Raw genomic sequence first — 12,405 nt, 5'->3', positions numbered from 1 at the left:
TGGTTGGTTTAGGGCACGGGACAAACCCGGCAACTCCTATACCGTTCGTGCCGAGTAGAGACCGAGTAGCCCGCTTGGGCGTATCGACGGCTCGTATCGAGGTACAGGTTCCGCGCGCCAACCTGTCCTTCGATACGCCGTCTCGATACGCTCCTTGCGGAGCTACTCGATGGCTACTCGGGACGAACGGAAGTGGGTGTTTACTCCGGGATCTGCTGCGAGATGCAGTGGAAGCTCCCGCCACCCGTCAGGATATGATCCGCACGTTGCCCGACGACCTCACGGTCCGGGAAAAGCGCCTGGATCGCTGCCACCGCCGCGGCGTCGTTCTCGGCGCCGTACAACGGCACCACCACCGCGGCATTGCCGATATAGAAGTTCATATAGCTCGCCGGCACGACCTCCTCGTCGCGCAGCACACGGCCCGGCGACGGGATCGTCACGACCTCCAGCCCGGCCGCCTCGGCGTCCCGCGCCGCGTTCTGATAGACCTGCCAGTTCGGATCGTTGTCGGTCGCCTTCGGGATCGCCACGCGCCCCTCGCCTACGAACCGCGCGAGGTTGTCGACATGGCCGTCGGTGTGATCATTGACCAATCCGTCGCCCAGCCAGACTACTCGAGTGTAACCGAGATCCGACGCCAGCCGCGCCTCGATCTCCGCCTTGCTCAGCGACGGATTGCGATTGCGGTTGAGCAGGCATTGCGCGGTCGTCACGACCGTCCCAGTGCCATCCCCATCGATCGCACCGCCCTCGAGCACCCAGTCACACGCCTCGACCCGCTTGTGCCGGCTCGCCGCCAGTCGCTGCCCGATCGTATCATCGCCGGGCAGGTCGTACTTCCCGCCCCAGCCATTGAACCGGAAGTCGCGCGCACTGCCGTCGCCGACGATGATCGGCGCGGTATCGCGCAGCCAGATATCGCCGAACGGCTCGACCACCACATCCGCGAACGGCGCCAGCTTCTTGGCGGTGGTCGCGGAACCGACGTCCGCGGCGACCAGGATCACGGTCTCGCCCTTGCCGTCGGCATGCACAGCCTTGGCGAAAGCGACGACCTCGTCCCGCGCCGGCTCCAGATCTTCCAGCCACAGGTCCGCATGGCTCGGGAAACCGATCCAAACGGCCTTGTGGTGCGCCCATTCGGCGGGGGTGGTGGTCGTCACGTTATTTGGCTCCTGCGCGATCGCGGTCACGAATGCCGCGGAATTCGGCGGTCTTATACCAGTTCGGCCACAGACTGGTATCGTCCGCGAGCTTGCGGCCCAGCCCGTAATAGATCGTCAGGTCCTCGACCGCACCGGACCAGTCCCACTTCGCGTCATATTCGTCCGCCGGCTTGTGATAGCGGTGCGCGACATAATCCTCGCGCGCAGCATGCCCCGCCGCCGCCCCGCCGACGACCAGGTCCTCGCCGCTGCCGCCATCGAGCATCGGCACGCCCAGCTTGGCAAAGCTGAAGTGATCCGAGCGGTAATAACCGCCGCGCTCCGGGTTCGCCTCGACGCCGATCACGCGGCCCTCCGCGGCGATGAACGGCTTCACCAGATCCTCGATCTCCGACTTCCCCGCGCCGGTCAGTACGAAGTCCTTCGCGCGGCCGTCGACGTTCAGCACGTCCATGTTCACGCCGCCGACGGTATGCGCGAGGGGATAGATCGGATGCTCGGCATAATAGCGCGAGCCGAGCAGCCCTGATTCCTCCGCCGTCACCGCGAGGAACGCGATCGAGCGCTTGGCCGGGCCCGCCTTAGCCTGCGCCTCGGCCAGCGCGATCAGCCCAGCAACACCGGTCGCGTTGTCCGCAGCGCCATTGCAGATGTCGTCGCCATCGACGGGATCGCAGAGCCCGAGATGGTCCCAATGCGCAGAATACATCACGTAATCGTTCGGAGCAGCCGTCCCCGGCAGCACGCCGATGACGTTTTCCGACGCCTGCCGCTTGATCGTGTTGGTGAAGCCCCCCGACAGCTTCAGTCCGAGCGGCACCGCCTTGAACCCCTTCACCTTGGCCGCGGCCGCCAGCGTCGCGTAATCCTTGCCCGCGCTCGCGAACACGCGCTCAGCGGCCGCGCGCTGCATCCAGCCGACGATCTGCGACTGGTCGAGATGATCGCCCTTCTCGTCAAGCTCGAGCTGCGGCCCGGTCCAGGACGACTGCACGACAGCCCACGGATACGCCGCCGGCTCGGTATCATGGACGATGATCGCCGCCGCCGCGCCGTGCTTCGCCGCATTCTCGAACTTGTACGGCCAGCGCCCGTACCACGTCATCGCCCGGCCCTCGAAGGGCCCCTCGCGCGACATCGTCTGCCAATCGGCGTCATTAATGAGGATGACCACGGTCTTCCCCGTCACGTCGGTGCCGGCATAATCGTCCCAGCCCTTTTCGGGCGCGGTGATGCCGTAACCGACGAATACGACGTCGCTGTTCGCCACCGCGGACTTCGGCGCCACGCGGTACGTGCCCGCGACCATGTCGGTGCGATAGGCGAGGCTGACGGGCGCCTTGCCGCCGGTGAACACGTAAGGCTGCACGTTCGTGGCCGTAATTTCCACCATCGGCACGTCCTGCGTCCACGACCCCTTGTTGCCGGGCTTCAGTCCCGCCGCCTTCATCCGCTCGACGATATACGCGACCGTCTTTGCCTCAGCAGGCGTAGTCGGTGCGCGACCCTCGTAAGCGTCCGACGACAGCACCTGCGTAACGGTCTTCAGCGTCTCGACCGAGATCGAAGAAGACGTCTGCGCGGACGCGGCTGTCCCAAGTAGCAGGAGAGGCAGGATGGCAGCGCGCATGGTCGTATTCCCGTTTGGTTGCGCGCGTTCTGGCAAAGGCCGGCGCGCATGTCCACGAGGCGAAAAGGGGCAACGAAAAAGGGCGGCCCCAACGGGACCGCCCTTTTCTGTTCCAAACCGCGCCGTGGCAAAGCTACGTCGTCGGACGGTGCCTGAGCACCGCCGGCCGTTTGGTGGTTCTTCGTTCCTCGCGATTAGCGCGAGTAGAACTCGACCACCAAATTCGGTTCCATCTTCACCGGGTAAGGCACTTCGTCGAGCGTCGGGACGCGCGTGAAGGTGACCTTGGCCGCGCCGTCGGTGGCGACATAGTCGGGGATCTCGCGCTCGGCGAGGCTTTGGGCTTCCATAACCAGCGCCATTTCCTGCGCCTTCGAACCCAGCGTGATCTCGTCGCCGACGAAGCAGCGACGCGAGGCGATGTTGCACTTCACGCCGTTGACGCGGATGTGGCCGTGCGAGACGATCTGGCGTGCCGCGAAGATCGTCGGTGCGAACTTGGCGCGGTAAACGATCATGTCGAGGCGCTGCTCGAGCAGGCCGATCAGGTTCTGCGAGGTATCGCCCTTCAGACGCGCAGCCTCGTGGTAGCATGCACGGAACTGCTTCTCGGTCACGTCGCCATAATAGCCCTTGAGCTTCTGCTTGGCGCGCAGCTGGATACCGAAATCGCTGACCTTGCCCTTGCGGCGCTGGCCATGCTGGCCCGGGCCGTATTCGCGCTTGTTGACCGGCGACTTGGGGCGACCCCAGATGTTCTCGCCCATACGGCGATCGAGTTTGTACTTCGCGCTTTGACGCTTCGACATAATATAACCTTTGCAAAAGCAAACAACGTTGGTCCCGGTATCGCTCTGCTGGTCGTCGTGAGACACAAGGTCCGGACAAGGCAGGGCCACCGCTTCACCGGGGTGCAGGGCCATTGCGAAGGCGGGCGCCTAGACGGAGAGGGGCCGAGAGTCAAGCTGGACAGGGTGCAAACGGCTCGGCAAGAGGCGGCGCATGACCATCTTATCCGGCCCAGACTGTATGACCATGACCGAGGTCCGCGCAGGCGTCGACGCGCTCGACCGCGACCTGGTCACGCTGCTCGCGAGGCGTTTCGCGTACATGGACGCCGCCGCGCGGATCAAGCCCAAGCGCGGGCATGTCCGCGACGAAGCGCGCAAGACGCAGGTGATCGAGAACGCGCGCGCCGAGGCGATGAAGCTCGGCTTGCCCGACGCGGCGATCGCGGACTTGTGGGAGACGCTGGTCGAAGCCTCGATCGCGTATGAGCTAGCTGCGTTCGACCGCCGCTAACCCCACCCGTTCGTGCTGAGCGAAGTCGAAGCACCTTTGCTTGGGGCACACCCTTCGACTTCGCTCAGGGCGAACGGAAAGAGGGCGAACGGAGGCTGGTGGGTCAGTCGGAAACTTAGACCCGCGGCCTCTTCCCCGCCAGCGACGACAGCACCCCGCGGAGAGTCCGGATCTCCTGGCTCGACCAGCCCGGTTTCGTCAGCAGCGTCCGCAGCGTCCGCCGCGTCGACTGCATCTTGTCGGGCAGATGGAAGAATCCCGCCCCCATCAGCATCGTATCGAGCTGCCCGATCATCCCGTCGAGCTCCTCCTGCGGTGCGGGCGGCATGATCGGGTTGATCGACGGCTGCGACAAACCTCGTTCCGCGGTCAGCCCCTTCGACCATTCATACGCGACCAGGATCACCGCCTGAGCGAGGTTGAGCGACCCGAACTCCGGATTGATCGGCACCGTGATGATCGTCCGCGCCACCGCGACGTCGTCGGTTTCGAGGCCGGAACGCTCGGGCCCGAACAGGATCGCGGAGCGGCCGGGGGCGGCGTGGATCTCGGTCGAAGCCTGTTCCGGGGTAACGACGGGCTTGGTCACGCCGCGCTTGCGGACCGTGCTGGCGTAGACCTGTCCGCAGTCGGCGGTGGCGGCGGCGACGCTGTCGTACACCTTTGCGTTCTGGAGCACGATGTCGGCACCGCTGGCGGCCGGGCCGGCGGAGGGGTTGGGCCAGCCGTCTCTGGGGGAGACGAGGCGCATCTCGGTGAGCCCGAAGTTGAGCATGGCGCGTGCGGCCTTGCCGATGTTCTCGCCGAGTTGGGGGCGGACCAGGACGATGACGGGGGGTGGGGTTTCTTCCGCCAAGGTGCTTCGACTTCGCTCAGCACGAACGGGAGGGGGAGATGGGGGCCCCTTCCCCTCTTCCGATCGGTCGTGGGTCTCACCACCCGAGATGACGTGCCTCCCCTCTTCCGAAGGGATGCCCTCCCCCCCTTCCGTTCGCCCTGAGCGAAGTCGAAGGGCTCGCTCCCGCGGGGGGATCGCCGCATCGTGCAGATCCGCCCAATCCTCACGCGCAAGCGCTTCCTTCTTCCGCCGCGACCAGCCCTTGACCTGGAACTCCGCTGCGAGCGCTTCCTGCCGGCTGCCGAAATCCTGGCACCACATGAGCGTCACCGGGCGACGCGTCTGCGTGTATCCCGATATCTCGCCGAGGTTGTGCTGTCCGATCCTGCGCTCCAGGTTATCGGTGTGTCCGGTGTAATAACTGTCGTCGGCGCAGCGCACCACATAGGCCCAGAATGTCATGCTCTCGGCTTACGCGGGGGTGTGGCGTTGAGACAAGTCCTTCGACTTCGCTCAGGACGAACGGGGTTGGGAGCTGGATTACTATCGAGGACGGCCATCACGCCCGCCCTACCCCCCTCCGTTCGCCCTGAGCGAAGTCGAAGGGTGCCTCGCTTGGGCCGCGAGACAAGCCAAGATTACTCAGCCCGCCCAATCTCCTCCACACTCCCGGCAAAAGCCTCGAAGTCCTTAGCCTCGCTAAAGTCCCGATACACGCTAGCAAACCGGATATACGCGACCGAATCGAGCCCCTTGAGCCCGTCCATCACCATTTCGCCGATCCGCTTCGACGTGACGTCGTTCTCGCCCAGCGTCTCCAGCCGCCGCTGGATCCCGCTCACCAGTTTCTCGATCCGCCCCGCCTCGATCGCCCGCTTCCTGGTCGCGATCGACAACGACCGAAGCAGCTTCTCCCGGTCGAACGGCTCGCGTCTGCCCTCACTTTTCAACACGAACAGCTCGCGCAACTGAATGCGCTCGAACGTCGTGAAACGCGCGGCGCACCCTTCGCATTGCCGCCGGCGCCGGATCGCCGCCCCGTCTTCGGTGGGGCGGCTGTCCTTTACCTGGCTGTCTTCATGTCCGCAGAAGGGGCAGCGCATTCAGACCTTCTTCTTGCCCTTGTAGTACGCGTAGCCCGCGCCCGCGAGTGCGCCGAAGATCGGGCCGATCACCGGCACCGGGATCGCCACGACCGCGCCGAGTGCGCTCCACTTGGCCATGCTCTTGCCGAGGCCGGGGGTCGCCTTGATGTCGTTCTGAAGGTCATCGATCTTCGACATGCTACTTATCCTTGATAGATCGGGAAGCGCGCGCAGAGTGCACGAACACGCGTCCGAACGTCCGCCTCGACTTCCGGGTCCCCGTGTTCGCCCTTTTTCGCGAGGCCGTCCAGCACGTCGGCGACCATGTTGCCGATCTCGCGGAACTCGGCCGGGCCGAACCCGCGCGTCGTGCCTGCGGGCGAGCCGACGCGGATGCCGCTGGTCTTGACCGGCGGCAGCGGATCGTTGGGGATGCCGTTCTTGTTGCAGGTGATCCCCGCGCGCTCCAGCGCCTCGTCCGCATCGCGCCCGGTGATCCCCAGCGGGGTGAGGTCGATCAGCGCGAGGTGCGTGTCGGTGCCGCCCGAGACGACATCCGAGCCGCGCTCCTTGAGAGTCGCCGCCAGCACCTTCGCGTTCTCGACGACCGCGGCGATATAGCTCTTGAAGTCGGGCTGCAGCGCCTCGCCGAACGCGACCGCCTTCGCCGCGATCACGTGCATCAGCGGCCCACCCTGGAGCCCAGGGAACACCGCCGAGTTGATCTTCTTCGCGATCGCCTCGTCATTGGTCATGATCATGCCACCGCGCGGGCCCCGCAGAGTCTTGTGCGTGGTGGTCGTCACGACATGCGCGTGGCCGAACGGCGTCGGGTGCAGGCCAGCCGCGACGATCCCGGCGAAATGCGCCATGTCGACCATGAAATACGCGCCGACCTTGTCCGCGATCGCGCGGAACTTCGCGAAGTCGATGACGCGCGGATACGCCGAGCCGCCCGCGATGATCAGTTTCGGCTGATGCTCGACCGCCAAAGCTTCAACCTGATCGTAGTCGATCAAATGCGTGGTCGCATCCACACCGTACTGAACGGCGTTGAACCACTTGCCCGACATCGCCGGCTTCGCGCCATGCGTCAGGTGACCGCCCGCATCGAGGCTCATGCCGAGGATCGTGTCGCCGGGCTTGACCAGCGCCAGCATCACCGCTCCGTTCGCCTGCGCACCCGAATGCGGCTGCACGTTGACGAACCCGCAGCCGAAGATGGCGCGCGCCCGCTCGATCGCCAGCGTCTCGACGATGTCCGACGGCGCGCAGCCCTGGTAATAGCGCTTGCCCGGATAGCCTTCGGCGTACTTGTTCGTGAACACCGACCCTTGCGCCTCGAGCACCGCCTTCGAGACGATGTTCTCGGACGCGATCAGCTCGATCTGCGTCTGCTCGCGGTCCAGTTCGGCCGCGACGCCGGCAAACACGGCGGCATCGGCATCGGCCAGACCGCGCGTGAAAAACCCGTCGGGCTGGACGTCGTGGAGTTCGCGGGGCTGAGTGCTCATGCGGGGACCTTTGTGGAAAGTTTGTCGACACGGAGTTGATGACGGCCGCCGGCGAATTCGGCGGACAGGAAGGCTTCGACGCACGCCTTGGCCATTTCCTCGCCGATCAGGCGCGCGCCCATCGCGATGGCGTTGGCGTCGTTGTGCACGCGCGCAAGGCTCGCCGACAGCGGTTCGGAGACAAGCGCGCAGCGGCAGGCGGGGTTGCGATTGGCGGCAATCGAGATGCCGATCCCGGAGCCGCACAGCGCGATACCGCGATCCGCGCGACCATCGGCGATCGCCGACGCGAGCTTGAAACCATAATCGGGATAATCGACGCTGGCCGTGCCCTCCGGCCCGAGATCGAGCACGTCGTGACCCGCTTCCCGCAGCCAGGCGGCGAGCACCGCTTTCAACGAAACGGCGGCGTGATCGGACGCGATGGCGATGCGCACCTGGCGTAATCCTGTGACGGGGGATCGGGTGCCCAGCCCCATACCGACCCGAGCGCGGATTTGCCACACCTGTTCGCGACGTTAGCCTTCCGAACACAACGATCCTCCCCCGCCAGGGGGAGGTGGCTGGCGCTCGCCAGACGGAGGGGGAGGTAAGCGCAACATCTGTTCCGTGCCCTCCCCCTCCGTCGCCTTCGGCGCCACCTCCCCCTTGCGGGGGAGGATCGAAAGATTGAGTGTCCACCTCGCCCCCCAAGGAGAAGCGCTATGAAAGCCCTAACCCTGCTCGCCGCCGCCGCCGCGCTGACCGCCTGCTCCGGCCCTGCCCCCGATACCAGCAGCGACGGCAACATGACCTCCGCCGGTTCGGTCGAGAGCAAGGTCGCTGCCCCAAAGCCCAAAGCGCCCAATTTTACCGGCCGCTGGATCGGCGTCGAAGGCATGGTCCTCGACGTCGCGCCGACCGCCACCCCCGGCCACTACGCGCTGACCATGCAGTGGGACCTCGACAACAAGGGCAAGTTCGACGGCATCGCGACCGGCGACACCATATCCTTCGATCGCGGCGGCATCCGCGAAACCCTGCGCCCGACCAACGGCAACGCGACCGGGCTGAAATATCTCTCCGGCCAAACCGACTGCCTCACCGTCAAGCCCGGCGAAGGCTATTGCCGCGAGCGACTTAGCCGCTAGGTTCCGGATCGTGACCATGGCCTTTTCAAATGCGGACGCCGCGCGCGCGCATCTCTCCGAGGTGCTCCTGCGCACCGGGCAAGAGGACCGCGACGCATTTCGCGAGCTCTATTCGCTGACCAGCGCGAAGCTTTTCGGCATCACCCATCGTATCTGCGGCAACGCCCAAGCCGCGGAGGATGTGCTGCACGAGGTCTATCTCACGATCTGGAAACGCGCCGGCGCCTGGGAACCCGGCCGCGCGAGCCCGATAACCTGGTTGGCGACGATCGCACGCAACCGCGCCATCGACTGGCAGCGCGCGCAGGGCGTTCGCCGCACGAGCCCGCTCGACGACGCGCCCGACGTAGCGGACCCCGGCGAGGGCGCCGAGGCGGGGATGCTGGCGCGCGAATCATCGCGCGAACTGATCGAGTGTCTGAACGGTCTCGAACCGCAACAGCGCGACGCGATCCGCACCGCCTTCTTCGACGGCGTCACCTACGCCGAACTCGCGATCAAGCGCGCCGTGCCGCTCGGCACGATGAAGAGCTGGGTCCGCCGCGGCCTCGCCCGCCTGAAGGATTGCCTTGATGGTTGATCCGACCACCGACACCGGCGTGCCTGAGGACGTTGCCGCCGCCGAACTTGCGCTCGGCCTGCTCGAAGGCGAAGAGCGCGGTGTAGCACTGCGCCGCGTTCTCGCCGAGCCCGGTTTCGCCGCGCAGGTCGAATGGTGGCGGTCGCGCCTGGCCGTTTTGTTCGACCTGTGGCCCGAACGCGCTGCGCCGTCTCACATAGCCGCGCGGATCGAGGCCAGTCTCGACGGCGTGTCGATCGGCACCACGACGATCGGCACGACGGGGCCTGCCAAGGCCAGCCGCTTCCCGTGGCCAGCGCTTGCTGCCTTCACCAGCGCGATCGCGGCGTGTCTGCTCCTGTTCGTCATGCTCCGCCCCGAGCCGACCGTGCCTGTGTCGCAACCGACCGCGGTTCCGCGACCGGCCAGCGTACTCGTGGCGATGCTCGGCGATGCGAAGTCGCCCATCCCCGCGGTCTATGATCCCGCTAATGGTGGCCTGCGGGTCGCGGCAGGTCCCGGCGTGCCGAACGCGCGTGTCGCCGAACTCTGGGTGATCGGCGGCGACGGCGTACCGCACTCGCTCGGCCTGCTGTCGGGCCGTCCGACCGTGCTGGCACCAAAGGGCGTCGACCGCGGTCGCATCGCCCCCGGCGCAACGCTCGCGATCTCGGTCGAACCGCTCGGCGGCTCACCGACCGGCCTGCCGACCGGACCGGTCGTCGCCACCGGCGTGGTCGCGCGCGTCTGATGCCGATCTGATGACAGCGCGACCCGCCGCGACGGGCGGCATCCCGCCGATCGCGCGCCTGCTCGGCCTCAGCGGCTTGCTCCCCCAACTCGGAGCGGTCGCGCTGTTGCTGAGCGGCGATCCGCAAAGCCGCTACTCCGCGCTGGCGATCGCCTACGCCTATGCCGCGTTGATCCTGAGCTTCCTCGGCGGCCTCTGGTGGGGCCTCGCCGCGCGCACCGACTCGCCGCCGCGCTGGCTCTGGTTCGCCAGCGTCGCGCCGTCGCTGATCGCGCTGGTCACCGCTTGGCCCTGGATGGTCGGCCTACGCTGGCCCGGCCCGTCGCTGGTCGTGCTCGGCATCGGCCTGATCGCCGCGCTGCTCGTCGACCGCGCACTGGTCCGCGCCGGCATTGCGCCACCCGGCTGGATAGCATTGCGCATGCCCCTGTCGCTCGGCCTCGGCGTCCTGACGATGCTGGCGGCTATGCTGTGACTCGGGTGCGGAAAATGCTATACTGACACCATGAGCGTTGCCGAACACATCACTCAATTGGCTTCCGGGCCCGCGCGTTTCACCACCGCCGAGTTCATGGAACTCGTCCGGCATCCGCCGATCGCCGACTGGCTGGGCAAGGTCGAACTGGTAAACGGGGAGATTATGCGGATGTCGCCGGCAAACGTACCGCACTGGAACGCGCAGCGCATCGCTTTCCTGCGCTTGCAGTCTGCCTTCGCCGCGCTCGGCACCGAATGGATCGTCGGGCAGGAACCGACCGTCCGCCTGACCGCCGACACGCTGCGCGAACCGGATGTGGCGGTGCTACGCGACCCCGATCTGCGCGCGACATTGTTCGACCGCATTGCGCTGTTCCTCGCTGTCGAGATCGCCGATACGAGCCTTGCGCTCGATCTCGGCGCCAAACGGAGCGACTATGCCGAAGCGTTCGTGCCACATTACTGGGTCGTCGATATCAACGCACGTCGGACGCACGTGATGGCCAAGCCCCGCGCCGGTGATTACGAAGACAAACGGCTGATCCCGTTCGGCCAGCCTATCGCGATCCCCGAGTTGAACATCGTCATCGTCGTCGACTGAGCCTCACGCCGCCTTGCGCAAGTCCAACCGGCTCCAGATCTCCACCAGCGCGTCAGTCAACTCGCGCATCATCGCCTCGGTATGCGCAGGGCCCGGCGTGAACCGCAGCCGCTCGGTGCCGCGCGGCACGGTCGGGTAGTTGATCGGCTGCACGTACACGCCGTACTCGGCGAGCAACACGTCGCTGATCTTCTTCGCCTTGACCGGATCGCCGACCATCAGCGGCACGATATGCGTATCGCCGATCATCACCGGCAGCCCGGCATCCTTCAGCATCGCCTTGAGCATCGCCGCGGAAGCCTGCTGCCCCTCGCGCTCGACGCTCGAGCTTTTCAGATGCCGCACGCTCGCCAGCACGCCAGCGACCAGCACCGGCGACAGCGAGGTCGTGAAGATGAACCCCGGCGCGTACGACCGGATCACGTCGACGATCGTCCGATCGGCGGCGATATAGCCCCCCATCACGCCGAACGCCTTGCCCAGCGTCCCCTCGAGGATCGTGATCCGGTGCGCGACCTCGTCCCGCTCCGAAATGCCGCCGCCGCGCGCGCCGTACATCCCGACCGCATGGACTTCGTCGCAATAGGTCAGCGCGTTGTACCGGTCGGCGAGATCGCACACCGCGGAGATCGGCGCGATGTCACCCTCCATCGAATACACGCTCTCAAACGCGATCAGTTTCGGCACAGCCGGGTCTTCCGCGGCCAGCAACTCTTCAAGATGCGCCAGGTCGTTGTGGCGGAACACCCGCTTCTCGCAGCCCGAATTCCGGATGCCCGCGATCATCGACGCGTGGTTCAGCTCGTCGGAAAAGATGATGCAGCCAGGCAGCACCTTGGCGAGCGTCGCCAAGGTTGCTTCGTTCGAGACATAGCCACTCGTGAACAGCAAAGCCGCTTCCTTGCCGTGCAGGTCGGCGAGTTCGCCCTCCAGATCGACATGGTAATGCGTGTTGCCGCCGATGTTGCGCGTGCCGCCCGAGCCTGCACCGACGTCGTGCAGCGCCTCTTCCATCGCCGCGATCACCTTCGGGTGCTGGCCCATCGCGAGGTAATCGTTCGAGCACCACACGGTGATCGGCTTAGGCCCGTTATGCCCGGCGAAACAACGCGCGTTCGGAAACGCGCCCTTGTTGCGGAGGATGTCGATGAACACGCGGTAGCGGCCCTCGGCATGCAACCGGTCGATCGCCTGCGTGAACACGCGCGAATAATCGACTCGCGGACCACTGATGCCGTCCGTTGCCGTTTTGCCGTCGGTAATCATGACTTGGGGCACTACGCCTCGCTTTCACTCGTTTCCAGCGCAATACCGCTCTTACGGTGATCGCTTTCCTCATCCTGGCAGCA

At 66.0% G+C, this 12,405-nt stretch carries 15 protein-coding genes; 6 read left to right on the top strand and 9 right to left on the bottom strand.

Features of this window, described 5'->3' with window-relative positions; translation table 11 throughout:
* Positions 1-200 precede the first annotated feature (200 nt).
* The 3 genes from AC3D24_RS14335 to rpsD form a co-directional block, all read right to left on the bottom strand.
* Complete coding sequence (locus AC3D24_RS14335; RefSeq protein ID WP_489031653.1) at positions 201-1,166, bottom strand: agmatine deiminase family protein; 966 nt, start codon at positions 1,164-1,166, stop codon at positions 201-203.
* 1 nt (position 1,167) lies between these two features.
* Positions 1,168-2,799 (bottom strand): M28 family peptidase, encoded by a 1,632-nt coding sequence (locus AC3D24_RS14330; RefSeq protein WP_489031651.1) that lies wholly within the window; start codon positions 2,797-2,799, stop codon positions 1,168-1,170.
* Between the two features lie 194 nt (positions 2,800-2,993).
* Entirely contained in the window at positions 2,994-3,608 is a 615-nt protein-coding gene (gene rpsD / locus AC3D24_RS14325) for a 30S ribosomal protein S4 (protein WP_056053294.1), read from the bottom strand.
* A gap of 193 nt (positions 3,609-3,801) precedes the next feature.
* Here rpsD and AC3D24_RS14320 point away from each other — a divergent pair, with 193 nt between their 5' ends.
* Positions 3,802-4,101 carry a chorismate mutase gene (locus AC3D24_RS14320; RefSeq protein WP_489031649.1) on the top strand — a complete coding sequence of 100 codons (300 nt, stop codon included), beginning with the start codon at positions 3,802-3,804 and terminating at the stop codon, positions 4,099-4,101.
* Positions 4,102-4,216: 115 nt separating this feature from the next.
* On the opposite strand, the gene AC3D24_RS14315 is transcribed toward AC3D24_RS14320, so the two are convergent.
* From AC3D24_RS14315 to rpiB, 5 genes are all read right to left on the bottom strand, one after another.
* Positions 4,217-5,401, bottom strand: a complete 1,185-nt coding sequence (locus AC3D24_RS14315) for a TrmH family RNA methyltransferase (RefSeq protein WP_489031647.1) — start codon at positions 5,399-5,401, stop codon at positions 4,217-4,219.
* Between the two features lie 176 nt (positions 5,402-5,577).
* Positions 5,578-6,042: a transcriptional regulator NrdR gene (gene nrdR, locus AC3D24_RS14310; protein ID WP_380783380.1), complete on the bottom strand. Its 465-nt coding sequence runs from the start codon at positions 6,040-6,042 to the stop codon at positions 5,578-5,580.
* Complete coding sequence (locus tag AC3D24_RS14305) at positions 6,043-6,222, bottom strand: hypothetical protein (RefSeq protein WP_107964462.1); 180 nt, start codon at positions 6,220-6,222, stop codon at positions 6,043-6,045.
* A 5-nt stretch (positions 6,223-6,227) separates the two neighbouring features.
* Entirely contained in the window at positions 6,228-7,538 is a 1,311-nt protein-coding gene (gene glyA, locus AC3D24_RS14300) for a serine hydroxymethyltransferase (RefSeq protein WP_489031645.1), read from the bottom strand.
* Positions 7,535-7,975: a ribose 5-phosphate isomerase B gene (gene rpiB / locus AC3D24_RS14295; RefSeq protein WP_489031643.1), complete on the bottom strand. Its 441-nt coding sequence runs from the start codon at positions 7,973-7,975 to the stop codon at positions 7,535-7,537. Before rpiB ends, glyA begins: the two co-directional genes overlap by 4 nt.
* A gap of 267 nt (positions 7,976-8,242) precedes the next feature.
* Between rpiB and AC3D24_RS14290 the strand changes: the two genes are divergently transcribed.
* Genes AC3D24_RS14290 through AC3D24_RS14270 form a run of 5 tightly spaced genes read left to right on the top strand, consistent with a single transcriptional unit; the run spans position 8,243 to position 11,056 of the window.
* The gene (locus AC3D24_RS14290; RefSeq protein ID WP_489031642.1) at positions 8,243-8,668 is read left to right on the top strand and encodes a hypothetical protein; all 426 of its coding nucleotides are present in this window, start codon (positions 8,243-8,245) and stop codon (positions 8,666-8,668) included.
* Between the two features lie 16 nt (positions 8,669-8,684).
* Complete coding sequence (locus AC3D24_RS14285; RefSeq protein WP_489031640.1) at positions 8,685-9,248, top strand: sigma-70 family RNA polymerase sigma factor; 564 nt, start codon at positions 8,685-8,687, stop codon at positions 9,246-9,248.
* Entirely contained in the window at positions 9,241-9,978 is a 738-nt protein-coding gene (locus AC3D24_RS14280) for an anti-sigma factor (RefSeq protein WP_489031638.1), read from the top strand. Before AC3D24_RS14285 ends, AC3D24_RS14280 begins: the two co-directional genes overlap by 8 nt.
* Positions 9,979-9,988: 10 nt before the next feature.
* Complete coding sequence (locus AC3D24_RS14275) at positions 9,989-10,453, top strand: DUF3429 domain-containing protein (RefSeq protein ID WP_489031637.1); 465 nt, start codon at positions 9,989-9,991, stop codon at positions 10,451-10,453.
* Between the two features lie 30 nt (positions 10,454-10,483).
* Complete coding sequence (locus AC3D24_RS14270) at positions 10,484-11,056, top strand: Uma2 family endonuclease (RefSeq protein ID WP_489031636.1); 573 nt, start codon at positions 10,484-10,486, stop codon at positions 11,054-11,056.
* A 3-nt stretch (positions 11,057-11,059) separates the two neighbouring features.
* Here the strand turns inward: AC3D24_RS14270 and hemA are convergent, their stop codons facing one another.
* Positions 11,060-12,322 carry a 5-aminolevulinate synthase gene (gene hemA / locus AC3D24_RS14265; RefSeq protein ID WP_489033165.1) on the bottom strand — a complete coding sequence of 421 codons (1,263 nt, stop codon included), beginning with the start codon at positions 12,320-12,322 and terminating at the stop codon, positions 11,060-11,062.
* Positions 12,323-12,405: the final 83 nt, after the last annotated feature.

This window comes from Sphingomonas sp. SL1004 (genome assembly GCF_057815015.1).
This window is presented reverse-complemented; position numbering and strand designations above follow the sequence as displayed.

Excerpts from the sequence above, each read along its gene's own strand:
- AC3D24_RS14330 (WP_489031651.1), bottom strand. The coding sequence starts at position 2,799 with ATGCGCGCTGCCATCCTGCCTCTCCTGCTACTTGGGACAGCCGCGTCC.
- rpsD (WP_056053294.1), bottom strand. The coding sequence starts at position 3,608 with ATGTCGAAGCGTCAAAGCGCGAAGTACAAACTCGATCGCCGTATGGGC.
- AC3D24_RS14320 (WP_489031649.1), top strand. The coding sequence starts at position 3,802 with ATGACCATCTTATCCGGCCCAGACTGTATGACCATGACCGAGGTCCGC.
- AC3D24_RS14315 (WP_489031647.1), bottom strand. The coding sequence starts at position 5,401 with ATGACATTCTGGGCCTATGTGGTGCGCTGCGCCGACGACAGTTATTAC.
- nrdR (WP_380783380.1), bottom strand. The coding sequence starts at position 6,042 with ATGCGCTGCCCCTTCTGCGGACATGAAGACAGCCAGGTAAAGGACAGC.
- AC3D24_RS14305 (WP_107964462.1), bottom strand. The coding sequence starts at position 6,222 with ATGTCGAAGATCGATGACCTTCAGAACGACATCAAGGCGACCCCCGGC.
- glyA (WP_489031645.1), bottom strand. The coding sequence starts at position 7,538 with ATGAGCACTCAGCCCCGCGAACTCCACGACGTCCAGCCCGACGGGTTT.
- AC3D24_RS14290 (WP_489031642.1), top strand. The coding sequence starts at position 8,243 with ATGAAAGCCCTAACCCTGCTCGCCGCCGCCGCCGCGCTGACCGCCTGC.
- AC3D24_RS14285 (WP_489031640.1), top strand. The coding sequence starts at position 8,685 with ATGGCCTTTTCAAATGCGGACGCCGCGCGCGCGCATCTCTCCGAGGTG.
- AC3D24_RS14280 (WP_489031638.1), top strand. The coding sequence starts at position 9,241 with ATGGTTGATCCGACCACCGACACCGGCGTGCCTGAGGACGTTGCCGCC.
- AC3D24_RS14275 (WP_489031637.1), top strand. The coding sequence starts at position 9,989 with ATGACAGCGCGACCCGCCGCGACGGGCGGCATCCCGCCGATCGCGCGC.
- AC3D24_RS14270 (WP_489031636.1), top strand. The coding sequence starts at position 10,484 with ATGAGCGTTGCCGAACACATCACTCAATTGGCTTCCGGGCCCGCGCGT.
- hemA (WP_489033165.1), bottom strand. The coding sequence starts at position 12,322 with ATGATTACCGACGGCAAAACGGCAACGGACGGCATCAGTGGTCCGCGA.